9 protein-coding genes are annotated in these 16437 nt (G+C 72.5%); 3 read left to right on the forward strand and 6 right to left on the reverse strand.

All coding sequences use genetic code 11. The annotated features are described in order from the left end of the window. Nucleotides 1-378: 378 nt before the first annotated feature. From WMF24_RS01580 to WMF24_RS01590, 3 genes are all read right to left on the reverse strand, one after another. Entirely contained in the window at nt 379-3714 is a 3336-nt protein-coding gene (locus WMF24_RS01580; RefSeq protein WP_437734563.1) for an ATP-binding response regulator, read from the reverse strand. A 171-nt stretch (nt 3715-3885) separates the two neighbouring features. Continuing rightward, complete coding sequence (locus tag WMF24_RS01585) at nt 3886-4560, reverse strand: regulatory protein RecX (protein ID WP_437734564.1); 675 nt, start codon at nt 4558-4560, stop codon at nt 3886-3888. 110 nt (nt 4561-4670) lie between these two features. After that, nucleotides 4671-6860 carry a DUF362 domain-containing protein gene (locus WMF24_RS01590; RefSeq protein ID WP_437734565.1) on the reverse strand — a complete coding sequence of 730 codons (2190 nt, stop codon included), beginning with the start codon at nt 6858-6860 and terminating at the stop codon, nt 4671-4673. A gap of 202 nt (nt 6861-7062) precedes the next feature. On the opposite strand from WMF24_RS01590, the gene WMF24_RS01595 reads away from it, so the two are divergent. Continuing rightward, on the forward strand, nt 7063-7719 hold the full coding sequence (locus WMF24_RS01595; RefSeq protein ID WP_437734566.1) for a hypothetical protein: 657 nt from the start codon (nt 7063-7065) through the stop codon (nt 7717-7719). 43 nt (nt 7720-7762) lie between these two features. Here WMF24_RS01595 and WMF24_RS01600 read toward each other — a convergent pair whose 3' ends face one another. Further along, entirely contained in the window at nt 7763-8740 is a 978-nt protein-coding gene (locus WMF24_RS01600) for a hypothetical protein (protein ID WP_437734567.1), read from the reverse strand. On the opposite strand from WMF24_RS01600, the gene WMF24_RS01605 reads away from it, so the two are divergent. Then, complete coding sequence (locus WMF24_RS01605) at nt 8739-9866, forward strand: DHH family phosphoesterase (RefSeq protein WP_437734568.1); 1128 nt, start codon at nt 8739-8741, stop codon at nt 9864-9866. The two genes, WMF24_RS01600 and WMF24_RS01605, sit on opposite strands and share 2 nt — an antisense overlap. A 208-nt stretch (nt 9867-10074) precedes the next feature. Then, nucleotides 10075-13542, forward strand: coding sequence for a cadherin-like beta sandwich domain-containing protein (locus WMF24_RS01610; RefSeq protein ID WP_437734569.1), 3468 nt, complete (start codon nt 10075-10077; stop codon nt 13540-13542). A gap of 141 nt (nt 13543-13683) precedes the next feature. Here WMF24_RS01610 and WMF24_RS01615 read toward each other — a convergent pair whose 3' ends face one another. Together WMF24_RS01615 and WMF24_RS01620 are read right to left on the reverse strand one after the other, a co-directional pair. After that, the gene (locus WMF24_RS01615; RefSeq protein ID WP_437734570.1) at nt 13684-14784 is read right to left on the reverse strand and encodes a hypothetical protein; all 1101 of its coding nucleotides are present in this window, start codon (nt 14782-14784) and stop codon (nt 13684-13686) included. 402 nt (nt 14785-15186) lie between these two features. Beyond that, entirely contained in the window at nt 15187-16323 is a 1137-nt protein-coding gene (locus WMF24_RS01620) for a hypothetical protein (RefSeq protein ID WP_437734571.1), read from the reverse strand. Between the last annotated feature and the right edge of the window lie 114 nt (nt 16324-16437).

Genomic DNA, 16437 nt, shown 5'->3' on the forward strand with positions numbered 1-16437 from the left:
ATCCCGACGGCGAGCCGCGCCGTCGCGCCGAGGCGCGGCGCGCCGCGCGCGCCGGCGCTCGCCGCAGCGCCGGCGCGGGACGCACCCCATGAGCGCGCCGCGCCCCGAGCCGGGGCAGGTTGCCTGTCGGGCCCTCACGGGCCCGGTGTCCCCCTGGCTCCGGCGCGTCCGCCGCCCGCGTGATGAGCGCTGCTGCCGAGATGCCGCTGTGTAGGGCGGAGCACGCTCGTCATGCGATGAGCGAGCGGACTGCCACCCTACCAGATAGATCGCGAGTATGCGGACAGCGTGGCTTCACGCCAAGGAGAAAATTGAACTCGCCAACTTTCAGGGAGAAGGTGTCCGGGCGTGTGCGTCCTCACGGGAGCTCCCGCGCACTCACGCCTCCTCCTTCACACGCTTCGGCCAGCGCACGAAGAACGTCGCCCCTGCGCCCGGGTGCGACTCGACCCACACGGTCCCGCCGCGGCTCTGCACGATCTTCTTCACGACGGAAAGCCCGATCCCGGTGCCCTCCACCTTGTCGCGCGCCTCGAGGGTCTGGAAGAGCCCCCAGATGCGTTCGTGGTACTCGGGCGCGATGCCAGGCCCGTTGTCCTTGACGGCGAACTCGTGAGCATCGCCGGCGTCCGTGCAGGTCACCTCGACGCGCGGGTCGCCGCGGCGCGCGTGCTTGAGGGCGTTGCCGATGAGGTTCTGGAACACCTGCTGCAGCGGGACGCGCTCGGTGACGACCGTCGGCATCCCGGGCGCGATCTCGACCCGCGCCTCGGGGGGCGGCGAGAGCAGCTCGACGATCTCGGCGAGCAGCTGCCCGGTGTCGACGCTGACGACGTCGCCGCGCACGCGCCCGGCCCGCGAGTAGTGGAGGATCCCGTCGATGAGCGCCTCGAGGCGGCGCACGCGCCCGCGCAGGAGGTGGATCTGCTCCTGCGTCTCGTCGTCCATCTTCCCCGTGAGCGACTCCTCGATCCACTCCGACAGGTTCGCGATGCCCCGGAGCGGCGCCTTGAGGTCGTGCGAGGCCACGTAGGCGAACTGGTCGAGCTCCTGGTTCGTCTTCGCGAGCGCGGCGATGAGCTCCTCGCGGTGCTGGCTGAGCTGCTCGATGCGGCGCCGCGCGAGCACCTGCGCGGTGACCTCGAAGGCGATCACCATGACGCCCGTGACGGCGCCGGACGCGTCGCGGATGGGCTGCGCGACGTAGTTGAAGAAGGCGTCGCTCACCACGCCGCCGCGCTCGATGGGGATGTTCAGCTCGGTCACGTGCAGCGGCCGGCCGCTCGTCAGCGCGCGGTCGAGCGTCGCGATCACCTCGTGCTCGCCGAGCTCCGGGAACGCCTCGCGCACGGTCTTCCCGACGAGCACCGGCCGGCCGACCATCTCGCAGTACGGGGGGTTCGCGACCTCGTAGCGGTGCTCGGGGCCGGCGAACACGGCGATGGGGACCGGCGCCTGCATGAACAGGTCGTAGAGCTTCTCGCGCTCGCGCTCGGCCGCCGCGCGCAGGCGCGCGAGCTGGAGGTGCGTGGCGACGCGGGCGACGAGCTCGCGCGCGGAGAACGGCTTCGCGAGGTAATCGTCCGCGCCCGCCTCGAGCCCCTCGATGCGCGACTCGTCGCCCGCGCGCGCGGAGAGCATGATGACCGGGATGGCCCTCGTGCGCTCGTCGCCGCGCAGCGCGCGGAGCAGGCCGAAGCCGTCGAGGTTCGGCATCATCACGTCGGTGAGCACGAGATCCGGCGGGCTCTCGCGCGCGGCCTCGAGCGCGGCGGCGCCGTCCGGGACCGCGTCGACCGTCCAGCGCTCGCGCAGCACGCGCCCGACGTACTCGCGCATGTCGGCGTTGTCGTCCGCGAGGAGGATGCGCGCCGCCGGGCTCGCCTCGACGGCCGCGTTCGCCGGCGACGTCACCGCCGGCGCGAGCTGGCCGACGTCCTCGCCGGGCGCCGCCCCGGGCAGCCAGCGGAGCGCCTCCTGCACGTAGGGCGCCGCGCCGGTCGCGGTCGACGCGAGCGTTCGCCTCGCGTTCACGCGGTCCTGGGGGAGGTGCGCCGTGCCGCTCGGGATCGAGATGGTGAACGTCGTCCCCTCGGCGACCTTGCTCGCGACGTGGATGGTCCCGCCGTGGAGGCGGACGAGCTCGTGGACGAGCGCGAGCCCGATCCCGGACCCTTCGTGGGTGCGGGACCGCGCGCCCTGGACGCGGTGGAACCGCTTGAACAGGTGCGAGAGCTCGTGATCCGGGATGCCCGTCCCGGTGTCCCGCACGGTGAGCTCGACGCGGTCGCCGCGAGCGCGGAGCGCGATCGCGATCGTCCCCTCGAACGTGAACTTGAGCGCGTTCGAGAGGAGGTTGAGCACGATCTTCTCCCACATGTCGTGATCGACGTAGGTGGGCTCGGGCAGCGGCGGGCAGTCGACCTCGAACGCGAGCCCGGCGCGCTGCATGGCGGAGCGGAAGGCGCTCGCGAGGTCCGCGGTGAGCGCGGAGAGATCGGTCGGCTCGTACGACGCCTGGATCCGGCCCGCCTCGATGCGCGAGAAATCGAGCAGGGCGTTGACCAGCTTGAGGAGGCGGGTCGCGTTGCGGTAGGCGGTCTCGAGGTCGGCGCCGGACAGGCCTCGCTTCGGCGACGCGAGCGCGTCCTCGAGCGGCCCGAGCATCAGCGTGAGCGGCGTGCGGAACTCGTGGCTCACGTTGCTGAAGAAGTGGGTCTTCGCGCGATCGAGCTCGGCGAGCGCCTCCGCGCGGCGCTTCTCCTCCTCGTAGGCCTGCGCGTTGGCGATGCTCGCCGCGATCTGACCGGCGACGAGGTGGAGGAAGCCGCGGTAATCGTCGTCGAGGAGGCGAAAGGGGTTCAGCCCGACGATGAGGACCCCCGCGCGCCCCGTCTCGCCCGAGGGGGCGATCGAGAGCGCGGCGGCCCGCGACGGCGGCCTCGGCCACGCGCCGGTCGGGAGATCGCGCTGTCGATCGCGCGGCAGCTCGATCACGCGGCAGGTCTCGTGCCCGCGCGCGACCTCGGCGACAGGCCAGGGAGACTCGTCCGTGAGCTCGATCGTCTCCGGGGCCGCGGCGTGCCCGCGCGCGATGCCCGTGGTCCCGGCGAGGTGCATGCGCCGCCGGTCCGCGTCGAGGATGTAGAGGAGCGCGAACGGGAGATCCTTCGGGTCGGTCTCGAGCGCGGCCACGCCGTGGGCGCAGACTTCTTCCCAGGTGCGCGCGTTCGCCGTGCGCGCCGCGAGATCGCGGAGGAGCGCGAGCTGGCGCTCCCCGATGATGCGCCGCGTGTCGTCGGTGTTGGCGCAGATGATCCCGCCGGTCCCGCCCTGATCGTTGGGCACCGGGCTGTAGGAGAACGTGTAATACGTCTCCTCCTCGTAGCCGTGCCGCTCCATGATGAGGAGGAGCGCCTCGTCGTAGGTGCCCTCGTCGCGGCGCATCGCCGAGGCGGCGCGCGGCCCGACCTGGTCCCATATCTCGCGCCAGACGACGGAGGCGGGCTGTCCGAGCGCCTCGGGGTGCTTGCCGCCGACGATCGACTTGTAGGCGTCGTTGTAGAGGTTGATGAGCGAGTCGCCCCACCAGACGAACATCGGCTGGCGCGAGGTCAGGATGATGCGCAGGCACGTCTTGAGGCTCTGGGGCCATGACGAGACCGGGCCGAGCGGCGTCTTCGACCAGTCGAGGGCGCGCATGCGCTCGCCCATCTCACCCCCTCCGGCGAGGACGGCCCGAGCGTCCGCGCGATCCGACGGGGTACTCTCCGACCTGAACGACATGGCCCCTTGTAGCGTGGCGGAGGTGGCCAGAGAAGTGCCGACCGAGGGGGCGTGTCGGGGGGGAGCGGCGGCCCGGCGGGGCGCGAACGCAGCGTGGCGTTATGCCTCGTCGTCGTCGGGCGGCGGGGCGTCGGTCGCGTCCACGGCGTCGCTCACCGCGCGCATCGCCCGGCGCACGACGTCGGGCGCGTAGCCCTGCCGCGCGAGGAAGGCATAGAGCTTCTGCCGCCGCTCCGCGGGCTCGAGGCGCCCCAGGGTGCGCAGCTTCTTGCGCGCCGCCCGCTCCGCCACGGCGAGCTCATCCGTCCCCTCGTCGGCCATCACCTGCCGGATCGCCGCGTCGGCCACGTCGCGGGCGACGCCCTTCCGGGCGAGGTCCTGCTCGATCCTGCGGCGCGATCGCGGCCTGCCCACGATGCCGGCGCGCGCCTTCGCCTCGGCGTAGCGCGCGTCGTCGAGGAGCCCGTTCGCGCAGAGTCGCGCGATCGCGGCCGCCACGTGCTCGCGGGGCTCGCCCTTCTCGATCAGCCGCTTCTCCAGCTCCCTGGCCGACCGCGCCCGGAACGAGAGGAGCCGCAGCGCCCGCTCGTACGTCTTCTGGGCGCCCTCGCCGGCAGGCCGGAGCGGCTCCGCCGCCGTCCCCGGGCTGCTCTGCCCGGGCGCGAGGCCCGCGGCGCGCTCCTCGGGGACCGTGGCGAAGGCGACCCCGTCGACGAGGATGACGACGTGACCGGGCTTGTCGGGCGAGGGGACGACCCCCGTGATGATCGGCATGCGCAGGGACGATGGCGCGGACCGCGCGCGCCGCAAGCGCCGCGCGGCGGGAGGGGGCGGAAGAGCCCGCCGCGCGGTGCTCGCGACACGAGGTGTGCCGCCTGCCCGGCTCAGGGCTCGATCACGAGCGCTCCGAACGCCTCGGGCACGTGGAAGTTCGGCTTCTTCGTCCTGGGCGGGCTCCACGCGAGGTAGTGGCGCGGGGATTTCCCCTCCATGCGGTACAGGTTCATGGGCAGCCGCTCCTTCGGGGCGAGCGCCTGAACGATGCCCGGCGCCGTGAGCAGCGCCTCGATCACGGCCGTTCGCGCCGCGGCGCGGCGGCTCGTCGCGATCGTGGCGCCGCTCGACCACCCCGTGTCTTCCTGGCGCGCGCCGCGATCGACAGCGATGTCGAAGAAATGCCCGAAAGGCCCGATCTCCACCTCGAAGTACCGCTCCGGCGACGCCGGCGCCGGCGTCAGGAAGAGCTCGACGCAATCCTCCTTGTAAAGCCCCGTTCGCTCGACGCCGACCGGCTTCGATCGATCGGTGTTGAGCCCGGCGCTCGAGAGCTCGAAGAGCGCATAGAGCCCGTCCTTGGACCAGAGGAACCGCGCCCGCGTCAGGATCCCGGTGCTCTTGCCGGCGTAATCGGTGTCCCACTGCACGGCCTTCGCGCGGCTCCAGGCCGCGTCGTCGGCCTTGCCGTCGATCGCGATCTCCTCGCCCGGCAAGAGCCGCGACGCGCGCGCCTCCGGCTTCGGGGGGGCGGCGCCCGCCCCGGCGTCCTGCTGGCCGGCGGGCGCCTCGGGCGCGGGCCGCGGCGCGGGGTCGGGCGCCTTCGCGGGCCCGCCGGGCAGGGGCGCCTGGCCGGGCTCCCAGTCGAGGCGGAACGGCGCCATCGCCTTGTAGTGCACAGGTCTCGGGCTCTTCAGCAGGTCTGCCCCGTCTCCCGTGATGGCCGTCGCCTGGAGATCCAGCCCGAAGCGCTTCGCCGCGGCCTCGATGAGCGGCGACGTCCGGTGGCCGCCGAGCTCGCGCGCGAGCGCGGGGCTGTTCCACACCCCCATGAACTCCGCCACGACGCGGTCGACGCGCACCGGGTTCGTGCCGCCGATCGCCACCATCTCCGCGGTGGGGCGCAGGACCTGGAAGCCGTCGCCGCCCATCCCCGGCGCGCCGTCGCCGAGCACCGCGTCCGGCGTCGAGATCTCGAGCACGTCGACCATCCGCTCGGCGAAGACCCGGAGCGACGAGAGGTAGAGCGCGCGGTCGTCCTGCCCGGCCGACCTCGAATCGAGGTACGGCTTGAGCTCCCGGTGCATCCGCCACTTCTGCTTGTAGGCGGGCGCGCTGTCCGACAGCATGACCGTCCCCTGCATGCCCTTGATGCCGGCCGAGATGACCGAATACCGGTGCATCTTGATCCGGGGGAGCGACAGGAACAGCCCGCGATCGAGGTGCTCGGCGAGCAGCCGCGGCATGAGCAGCGTCGGCACGTGGCTCGCCTGGATGCCGCGGATGGCGAGGGGCTGTCCGGGCCTGTCCCCGGCGACGTCGTAGACGCCGTCGTCGTCCATGGCCACGAGCGCGACGCCCTCCTCGGCGGCCATCGCCTCGTAGCCGGTGCGCTTCGCGAGATCCTTCCAGAACTTGTGCGAGTGGCCGCACCCCTCGGCGATCGTGATCTTCGTGTGGCCGCGCGCCTTGAGGCATTGAACGACGCCGCGCACGAACTCGGGCTGGGTGATCCGGCCTGTCACGCCGTCGTCGCCCTTGTGCTTCGCCGGGTCCTTCACGCTGTCGAACCCGCAGAGGTTCGGCTTGAGGAGCACGGGCGTCGCCGCGGGCCGCCGCGGCACCACCGCCTCGCAGATGCGCTTGCCGAGATCCAGGGGACCCTGGCCGCGCAGCACGGTGACGGGGGAATCGTCGGCCTTGATCCGCGCGACGTGCCGCTTTCTGAGGGCGGCGCCGTCGACGCTGTCCGACGCGATCACCGAGGGGCCGGCGTCGTAGCGCTGCGACGCGCCCGCGACGACGTCGCTCGACGCGCTGGGCACCGCGGTGGGCACGGCCGGGTGCGCGGAGGCGGCGGCGAACGAGGAGGCCGTCGCCGAGGCCGCGGCGGTCGCGGCCGGCGGGGCCGCGTCGGGCGGCGGCTGCGCGGCGGTGGAGGTGGCGCTGCCCGCGAGGCCGTCCGGCGGGCGCTGCCGGTCCCCGCAGCCCGCGAGGGCGGCGAGCAGCGCCGGGAGCGCCGCGATCGCGGCGGGGAGACGCCGTGCCCGGCCGCCATGGCTCGCTCGTGTGCTGTTCATCCTCGCGGGACACAGTGAGGCCAAACGGCAGCGAGGAGAAGACATAAACTGTCGTGTGCGTGCCGGTGGTGGTTCGGGCGGCGCTCCCCGCGATCCACGGTGCCATGGAGCGCGAACGGGCTCTGCTTCCCCGCAGGCCGTGGATCCTGTTATGCCCTTCAGGGAAGGGTCCCGGGATCCCTCTCTTCCAATGGAGAATAGAATGAAGTCAATCTCTCGCAGGTGCTCGAGCTTGCTCGCGGTGCCCCTCCTCTTGCTGCCCGCGTGCGGCGACGACAGCAGCGGCGACGGTGGAGCCGCCTGCGGAGAGGTCGCGGCGTGCGGCGGCGACCCGACCGGAGCCTGGTCGATCGCGGACATGTGCCTCGACGCCTCGCTGTTCCGGGATCTCACGGAGGGATGCAATGCCGAGATCGACATCGACGGCGTCGATTTCAGCGGGAGCGCCGAGTTCAGGTCCGACGGCACCTATGTCGTGACGTCCGCGGTGCGAGGGCCGATGAGGGTGGTCTACCCGCCGGCGTGCCTCACCCAGGACGGCGTCACGTTCACGTGCGCGCAGCTCGACGAGGGGCTGAAGTCGATCGCGGGCACGGAGGGCTCGCCCCTCGCCTCGGTGACGTGCGCAGCCGCGGGCGCGAGCTGCGCGTGCGACCTGGTCTACAACGGGACCTCCGCCACCGAGGACGGCACCTGGTCGGTCTCCGGCACCACCTTGACGACGACGAGCGACGATGGGGTGCCGGAGGAGGTGCCGTTCTGCATCGATGGCTCCTCGCTGACGCTCGGTGTCGAGGCCGAAGAAGGGGCGGTGAGCGTGGATCCGATGAAGTACTACATGCGGCTGACGAAGCGGTGACGCGCCGCGCGCCCGGGATCCTCTCGAGACCGGCGACTGGCGCTCAGCGGCCAGCGGCGGGCGATCCAAGGCGCGGAGGGCTGACAGCGCTCTTCCGGGCCGAGGCCACCGAGAGGCCCGGGACGAGCGCCTCGATCCGCGCCCGCTGCCGGGCCGTCAGCTCGTCGAGGGCGCGCACGATGGCGAGATCCTTCTGCTTCGCCTCCACGATCACCACCACCTCACGGCCGCCCGAGGCCTCCTCGATCTCCTCGCAGAAGCGGAGCAGCCCGCGGCCGGTGATGTGCTCGGCGTGCGCCCCGGCCGGCTTTCCCTTCCACTGCTCGCTGTAATGCAGCTCGGGCAGCCGATCCGCCGGCCAGGAGCGGAGCGCTGCCTCGAGCTCCACCTCGTACGGCGCGCTCCGCGGGTTCGCCGACCAGTGCAGGTTGTCGAACACGATGGGCACCTCGCCCCCGGTGGCGTCGAGCAGCTCCGGCACCGTCCAGCAGCGCTCGTCGTTCTCCAGCGCGAGCCGCTCGCGCGCCCGCGGCGCGAGCCGCGCGATGCCCTCCCGCAGCCGCGCGGCGGTGCTCTCGCGGTCGCCGTAGACACCGCCGCCGTGAAGGGTGATCGACCCCCGCGCGCCGAGCAGATCCATGACCCAGCCCTGGTCGTTCATGATCGCGAGCGAGTTCTGCAGCACCTCCTCGCGCGGCGAGGAGAGCACGACGAACTGGCTCGGATGATTCGACAGGTGCACATCGCCCCGCTCGGCTGCGCGGCGGACGGATCGCAGGTCCGGCACCAGCATGCGCGCGCCCGGCGCGATGTCGAGGAGCGGGAAGAGGTCGCTCGAGATGCGGTGCGCCGTCAGGCCGAGGCCGGTCGAGTACACGAGAGATCGCCGGACGTACTCGGCGTTGTACCTGTAGATCGGCGTGAGATCGACAAGGCCCTTGAGGTAGCGACCGAGCTGGGCGCTCTTCAGCGAGGGCTCCGGCATTCCGAGCGACTGACAGACATGGCCGAGTCGAATCATGCCGACAGGGTGTGTCGTCCTCGGCTCACCGGCATCGGGCTTGCAGCAATTTTATTCCATGCTGTCCGCCGACAAGGCCCGCGAGGCCGCGCGGGATCTCCTCTGCCGCGCCGGGGCGCAGGGCGCCCGGGTGGCCGTCGTGTACCACGCCGACGCGGACGGGACGTCGTCCGCCGCGCTCGTCTGCTTCGCTGTCCGTGCCCTCGGCGGCGAGGTGGCCCCGGAGACGCCCGGGAAGGGGGACAACGTGCATGGCGCCGCGTTCGGCGCGCGCGTGCTGGCGACGGGCGCCGCGCTCGCCGTGGTGCTCGACACGGGATCTCGGCCGGGGCGGCTGTTCACGATACCGACGCTGATCGTCGACCACCACCGGATCGACCCGGCGCAGGCGCCCGAGGTGGAGGCCTTCGTGAGCACGCTCGGGGACGACCCGGAGACCTCGACGAGCGCGCTCACGTACGAGCTCCTCGCGCCGGTCGTCGAGCCGCTTGCGCCGATCGCGCCGCGCGCGTGGCTCGCGGCGCTGGGCCTGCTCGGCGACCTCGGCGACGGGGCGCGCCGGCACCCGCTCGTCGCGGCGGCGGCCCGGCAGCACGGCCTGTCGGCGCTGCGCGAGGCCGTCGCGCTGGTGAACGCCGCCGGCCGCTCGGCGGCCCACGACGCGGGCGTCGCGCTCGAGGCGCTGCTCGAGGCCGAGCGCCCCGCGGATCTCGCGCGCGGCGGCGGCGAGGCGGCGCGCCGGCTGCGCGCGCTCAAGGAGGAGGTGTCGGCGGCGACCCGGCGCGCGATCCGCGTCGCGCCGCGCGTCCACGGGCGCTGGGCGGTCATCCAGCTCGACGAGCCGTACCGCGTCCACGGCCCCGTCGCGAGCGCGTGGACGCGCCGGCTCCCCGACCGGATCGTCCTCGTCGCCAACCGCGGCTACATGCCGGGCCGCGTGCATTTCTCGGTGCGATCCCACCTGCCGCTCGACCTCCGGGCGGCGCTCACCGCGCTGCTGCCCGACGCCGGCCCCGATTTCGCCGCCGGCCACGACCGCGCGACCGGCGGGATCGTGCGCGCGGAGGTGTTCGACGAGCTGCTCCGGCGCATCCGGGACGAGGCCGCGCGCGGCGCCGTGGCGTGAGCGGCGGGCCGCGGGGCCTCGTGTCGTTCCTGTTGGCTCCGCGGCGCGCGGATCGTCTACCCTCGACAGCCGATCTCCTTTCGAGAGCGCGCTGCGCGACGCAGCCGCGCCTCGCGCGATGCGCGATCGGGACCCGGAGCGCATCGGCCAGATAGCACCTGCAGTCACCCGTCGTCGTCCGCGCCACGGCCTACCATCGAGGTTGACCATGCCCCACCTGCGGTTCTTCTTTCTCCTGAGCTTCGCCTTCCTCATCGCGGCCTGCTCGAGCGATTCCCCCGGGTCGAGCAGCGGCGGAGCACCCCAGTGCGGGACAGGCCAGGCGCTGTGCGGCGATGTGTGCGCGGATCTGTCCACCGATCCGGCGCACTGCGGGGCCTGCGGCGTCGCCTGCGGGGCGGGTGAGCTCTGCAACGGAGCAGGCGAGTGCGCGGTGACGTGCACGGCGGGGCGCCTGGCCTGCGGCGGCACGTGCGTCGACCCGGACACCGATCGCGACCATTGCGGCGCGACGGGCGATTGCCGCGGGGACAGCGCGGGGGTCGCGTGCGCGGCCGGCGAGATCTGCGACGGATCCGGGGAGTGCGCGCTGTCGTGCCAGAGCGGGCTCGTCGCGTGCGACGGCACGTGCATCGACCCCGACACCGACCGCAGCCACTGCGGCGCGACGGGCGACTGCCGCGGGGAGCGCGCGGGGGTCGCGTGCGCGGCCGGCGAGATCTGCAATGGGGCCGGTGAATGTGAGCTGTCGTGCCAGAGCGGGCTCGTCGCGTGCGACGGCACGTGCGTCGACCCCGACACCGATCGCCATCACTGCGGCGCGACGGGCGATTGCCGCGGGGACAGCGCGGGGGTCGCGTGCGCGGCCGGCGAGATCTGCAACGGCGCGGGGGAGTGCGAGCTGTCGTGTCAGGGCGGGCTCGTCGCGTGCGACGGCACGTGCGTCGACCCCGACACCGATCGACATCACTGCGGCGCGACCGGCGATTGCCGCGGGGACAGCGCGGGGGTCGCGTGCGCGGCCGGCGAGATCTGCAATGGCGCCGGGGCGTGCGAGCTGTCGTGCCAGCGCGGGCTCGTCGCGTGCGACGGCACGTGCGTCGACCCCGACACGGATCGCCATCACTGCGGCGCGACGGGCGACTGCCGCGGGGAGAACGCGGGCGTCGCGTGCGGGGCCGGCGAGATCTGCAATGGCGCGGGGGCGTGCGAGCTGTCGTGCCAGCGCGGCCTCGTCGCGTGCGGCGGCACGTGCGTCGACCCCGACACCGACCGCGACCACTGCGGCGCGACGGGCGACTGCCGCGGGGAGAGCGCGGGCGTCGCGTGCGGGGCCGGCGAGATCTGCAACGGGGCGGGGGCGTGCGAGCTGTCGTGTCAGCGCGGGCTCGTCGCGTGCGGCGGCACGTGCATCGACCCGGCGACCGACCGCGAACACTGCGGCGCGACCGGCGACTGCCGCGGGGACAGGGCGGGCGTCGCCTGCTCGGCCGGAGAGATCTGCAATGGCGCGGGGGCGTGCGAGCTGTCGTGCCAGCGCGGGCTCGTCGCGTGCGACGGCACGTGCATCGACCCGGCGACCGACCGCGATCACTGCGGCGCGACCGGCGATTGCCGCGGGGACAGCGCGGGCGTCGCGTGCCCGGCCGGGGAGATCTGCAATGGCGCGGGGGCGTGCGAGCTGTCGTGCCAGCGCGGGCTCGTCGCGTGCGACGGCACGTGCGTCGACCCCGCCACCGACCGCGATCATTGCGGCGCGGCCGGCGACTGCCGCGGAAGCGACGCGGGCGCCGTCTGCGGCGCGGGCGAGATCTGCAGCCACGGCGCGTGCGAGGCCTCCTGCGCGCCGCCCCTCGTCGCCTGCGGCGGCGGCTGCGTCGACCCGGCGACCGACGAGACCTACTGCGGCGCGACCGGCGACTGCGCCGGGGCCAGCGCCGGCGCCACCTGCGGCGCCGGCGAGGCGTGCGTCGCGGGGGCGTGCGCGAGCGCGGACTCGAGCCTCTCCGGCCTCGCTGTCTCGAGCGGCAGCCTGAGCCCCGACTTCGACCCTGGCGCGGCGCTGTATGTCGTGTCCGTCGAGGATCACATCGCGTCGATCACCGTGACGCCGACAGCGTCGGCGCCGGGCGCGGCCATCGAGGTCAACGGCACCCCCGTCGCCTCGGGGAGCGCCTCGCCGCCGATCGCGCTCACCGAGGGCGGCGCCACGGCCATCACCGTCGAGGTCACCGCGCCGAGCGGGGACGCGACGACGTATGGTGTTGTGGTCCTCCGCGGCGGCATCGCCTCGGCGTACCTCAAGGCCTCCAACACGGACGCGGGCGACCAGTTCGGCTACGCTGTCGCGCTCGACGGCGACACGCTCGCCGTATCCGCGCTCCTGGAGGCCAGCGCCGCGACAGGGGTCGGTGGAGACCAGACCGACAACTCGAAGATCAGCGGCGCCGTGTACGTGTTCGCGCGCGAGGGCGTCGCCTGGGTCCAGCAGGCGTACCTGAAGCCGTCCACCTCGGACCGGACCGACAACTTCGGCCACAGCCTCGCGCTCTCGGGCGACACGCTGGCCGTCTCCGCGCCGGGGGAGGACAGCAGCGCCCGCGGCGTGAACGGCGACCAGGGGAGCAACACCGCGCCGAACGCCGGCGCTGTCTACGTCTTCACGCGCAGCGGCGCGACGTGGTCCCAGCAGGCCTACCTCAAGGCGTCCAACACGGAGGCGCAGGACCAGTTCGGCCACGCGGTGGCGCTCGACGGCGACGTCCTCGTCGTGGGCGCGCCCAACGAGGACAGCTCCGCCACCGGCGTGAACGGCGCGCAGTCCAACAACAGCGCGTCTCAGGCGGGCGCCGCCTACGTGTTCACGCGCAGCGGCGCGGCGTGGACCCAGCAGGCGTACCTCAAGGCGTCGAACACCGGACGGGACGACCGGTTCGGCGCGAGCGTCGCGCTCTACAGGGACACCCTGGCCGTGGGCGCGACAGGCGAGGCGAGCAGCGCGGCGGGCGTGAACGGCGTAGAGGCCGACGACGCGGCGGCCGGGAGCGGCGCCGTCTACGTGTTCACGCGCGGCGGCGCCTCGTGGACGCAGCAGGCGTACGTGAAGGCCTCGAACACCGGCGCGGGCGACGCGTTCGGCGCGAGCGTCGCGATCCATCGAGACACCCTCGTCGTTGGCGCGACGGGCGAGGCGAGCGGCGCGACGGGCGTGAACGGCGCGCAGGCGGACGACGCGGCGCCCGGGAGCGGCGCCGTCTACGTGTTCACGCGCGGCGGGGCCGCGTGGGCGCAGCAGGCCTATCTCAAGGCGTCGAACGCAGAGGCCGGCGACGCGTTCGGCTCATCGGTCTCGATCGACGACGACTTCCTCGCCGTGGGCGCGCCCGGAGAGGACAGCAGCGCCGCGGGGTGGGGCGGCGTCGAGTCCGACAACGGCGCTCCCGCCAGCGGGGCGGCGTACCTGTTCGAGCGCTCCGGCGGCGCCTGGGTGCAGGCCTCGTACATCAAGGCGGCGAACACCGGCGCGTCGGACGCGTTCGGGGCGCGGCTCTCCCTCTCGGCCACCACGCTCGTCGTCGCCGCGGCCGGAGAGGACAGCAGCGCCACGGGCGTCGACGGCGACGGCGAAAGCGACGCGGCGGCCGACAGCGGCGCCTGCTACAGCGCCCGCTGGTAGGTCGGCGGTGTTGCGCCGATCGCGTCGAGGCGGTCGAGGTGTGATGGGGACGAGCCTGGGCGCGCTGACGTGGAGTCCGCGCGCCCAGGCGGAGTCAATCAGGAGACGCCTCCCCGGCAGGCTTACCGCATCAGGCGTCGGTCAGTTCACGCACTCCCACTGGACCGTGTAGCAGATGTAGCGGCCGAGCTCGTCCACCCCGCAGTCGCCGCCGCCGTCGAAGAACCGCTGCCCCGGCCTCTCGCAGGAGGTCGCCCCTTCGCAGTACCCGCACACGTTACCGCAGGTGCCTCCGATGGCGCCGGCGGCCGCGTAGCCGAGCTCCTGGCAGATGAGGTCGATATGGAAGTAGCCCTCGATGTTGGCCGAGACCCACGCCGTGTCCTCGTCCGCATCGCACACGACCCAGGGCGAGCCGAACCCGATGTCGTTCCCGGTCTGGCACACCTCCGCGCTGCCGCCGCCGCCGCCACACTCCTCCTCCAGCGAGACGTGGATCGGGAACGTGAGCGAGGTGCCGTAGCCCCACGTGTCGTACGCGATCACGCCCAGCTCGTAGTTGCCGGCCACCGCCGCGCTGAACGTCGCCGTCGCGCCGTCGGGCGAGAGCGCCCCCCAGCTCGGTCCGGAGACCTGGTACCAGTAGTAGGTCACCTCGTCGCCGTCCGGATCGGTGGCGCTGGCCGTGATCGTCGCCTCCTCGCACGTGGTGATGAACTTGCTCTCGGCGATGTCGAGATCGGTGATCTGCGGCGGCGAGTTCAGCGCCGCGATCACGTCGAGCCCGCCGTTCGGCTGGGCGCTGCAGTGCGAGACGAGCGTCGTCTCGACGGTCGAGCCGCCGAACACCGAGACGTAGCCCTCGGACGTATAGCAGTACGACGAGGGACCGCCGTACTCGGACTGCGGCGTCGCGCAGACCCAGTAGTCGCCAGGCGGGAGGACGAACAGCGCATCCGCGAAGGGATGATTCTCGCCGCCGGACGGGCTCAGGTCCGCCGGCAGCGCCTCCTCCTCCAGGGGCACCGTCGCCTCGGCGACGGCCTCCCCGTAATAACAGCTGTCGTAGGCGTTCACGACCCGGATGTTGATCGCGGAGACATCGTACGTGGGTCCTGGCGTGGAGAGCGCCACGCGGACCTGCCCGACCTCGCCCTCCTCACCGGACTCGGGCGCAGGTGAACCGTTGCATGCCCCGGCAAACAGCCCAAGAACCAGCGCGCCGCACTTCAGTGCTCTCATTGTCCTGTTCCTCCCGGCGGGGGGAACGCGCACAGAACGTGATGCGCTCGCCAACCCCCGCAGATGTAGTATGCACACGTCTCATGTGACGAGAAGCGACTTCGCGGTGATGAGCACGATTCCCACAATGCTGTGGTCATCGCACAAGACGCCTGTGTGACGTCGATGCCGGCGAGATGTCCGGGCTTGACATTCACGTCGATGGCTCGTGGGATGAGGCGCGCGCACGAGGTGCGGAGTGCGCGTCGGGATCGCCTATGGCTCGAGCGAGCCTTCGGTGATCGGGCGCGAGGGGGGATCGAGAGGAGACGGCTTTGACGGCGGGACGGCCGCGTCAGGCGCGCGTCAGTTCACGCGTCAGTTCACGCGTCGGTTCACGCGTCGGTTCACGCGTCAGGCGCGTCAGTTCACGCACTCCCACTGGACCGTGTAGCAGATCATGCGGCCCCACTCGTCGACGTCGCAATCCCCGTTGCCGTCGAAGATCCGCTGTCCGGGTGCATCGCAGGACGTCGGCTCCTCGCAGTAGCCGCAGACGTTACCGCACGTGCCGCCGAACGCCCCGGCGGCCGCATAACCGAGCTCCTGGCAGATGAGATCGAGGTGGTAAAAGCCCGAGCTGTCGGCCGAGACCCACGCGGAGCGCTCGTCCGCGGCGCACACGACCCACGGCGAGCTCTCCCTCCCGATGTCGTTCCCTCGCTGACACACCTCGGCGCTGCCACCGCCGCCGCCGCCGCCGCCACCACCACCGCCGCCTCCTCCTTCACAGTCCTCCTCCAGCGAGACGTGGATCGGGAACGTGAGCGAGGTGCCGTAGCCCCACGAATCGTACGCGATGACGCCGAGCTCGTAATTGCCGGCCAGCGGGGCGCTGAACGTCGCCGTCGCGCCGTTCGGCGAGAGCGCGCCCCACGCCGGTCCAGAGACCTGGACCCACTCGTACCAGACGTCGTCGCCATCCGGGTCGCTGGCGCTGACCGTGATGGTCGCCTCCTCGCACGTGGTGATGAACTTGCTCTCGGCGATGTCGAGATCGTCGATCACCGGCGGAGAGTTGAGCGCCGCGATCACGTCGAGCCCGCCGTTTGCCTGACCGCTGCAGTGCGAGACAAGCGCCGTCTCGGTGGTCGAGCCGCCGAACACCGTGACGTAGTTTTCAGCCATATAGCAATACGACGAGGGCGTACCGAGCTCCGTCTGCGGTGTGGCGCAGACCCAGTAGTCTCCAGGCGGGAGAACGAACAGCGCATCCGCGAACGGATGGTTCGCTCCGCCGGACGGGATCAGGTCCGCCGGGAGCGCCTCTTCCTCCAGGGGAACGGTCGCCTCGGCGACGGCTTCCCCGTAGTAACAGCCATCGTAGGCGTTCACGACCCGGATGTTCATCGCGGCGACGTCATACGTCGGTCCGGGCGTGGAGAGCGCCACGCGGATCCGTCCGATATCGCCCTCTTCCCCTGATCCGGCCGACGGTGATCCGTCGCACGCCCCCGCGAGCAGCCCAAGAACCAGCGCGCCGCACTTCAGTGCTTTCATGTGTCCTCCTCCCGGCAGGGGGAATGCGCAAACCGCTGATGCGCTGTCGAACCCCCGCAAGCGTACGCAGTATGCACAGGTCCCACGTTGCGCGGATTACGTCCTTCGGGGTGA

Origin of the sequence: Sorangium sp. So ce1335 (assembly GCF_051521615.1) — a bacterium.
GTDB lineage: Bacteria > Myxococcota_A > Polyangia > Polyangiales > Polyangiaceae > Sorangium.

Excerpts from the sequence above, each read along its gene's own strand:
- WMF24_RS01580 (WP_437734563.1), bottom strand. The coding sequence starts at position 3,714 with ATGGGCGAGCGCATGCGCGCCCTCGACTGGTCGAAGACGCCGCTCGGC.
- WMF24_RS01585 (WP_437734564.1), bottom strand. The coding sequence starts at position 4,560 with ATGCCGATCATCACGGGGGTCGTCCCCTCGCCCGACAAGCCCGGTCAC.
- WMF24_RS01590 (WP_437734565.1), bottom strand. The coding sequence starts at position 6,860 with ATGAACAGCACACGAGCGAGCCATGGCGGCCGGGCACGGCGTCTCCCC.
- WMF24_RS01595 (WP_437734566.1), top strand. The coding sequence starts at position 7,063 with ATGAAGTCAATCTCTCGCAGGTGCTCGAGCTTGCTCGCGGTGCCCCTC.
- WMF24_RS01605 (WP_437734568.1), top strand. The coding sequence starts at position 8,739 with ATGCCGACAGGGTGTGTCGTCCTCGGCTCACCGGCATCGGGCTTGCAG.
- WMF24_RS01600 (WP_437734567.1), bottom strand. The coding sequence starts at position 8,740 with ATGATTCGACTCGGCCATGTCTGTCAGTCGCTCGGAATGCCGGAGCCC.
- WMF24_RS01610 (WP_437734569.1), top strand. The coding sequence starts at position 10,075 with ATGCCCCACCTGCGGTTCTTCTTTCTCCTGAGCTTCGCCTTCCTCATC.
- WMF24_RS01615 (WP_437734570.1), bottom strand. The coding sequence starts at position 14,784 with ATGAGAGCACTGAAGTGCGGCGCGCTGGTTCTTGGGCTGTTTGCCGGG.
- WMF24_RS01620 (WP_437734571.1), bottom strand. The coding sequence starts at position 16,323 with ATGAAAGCACTGAAGTGCGGCGCGCTGGTTCTTGGGCTGCTCGCGGGG.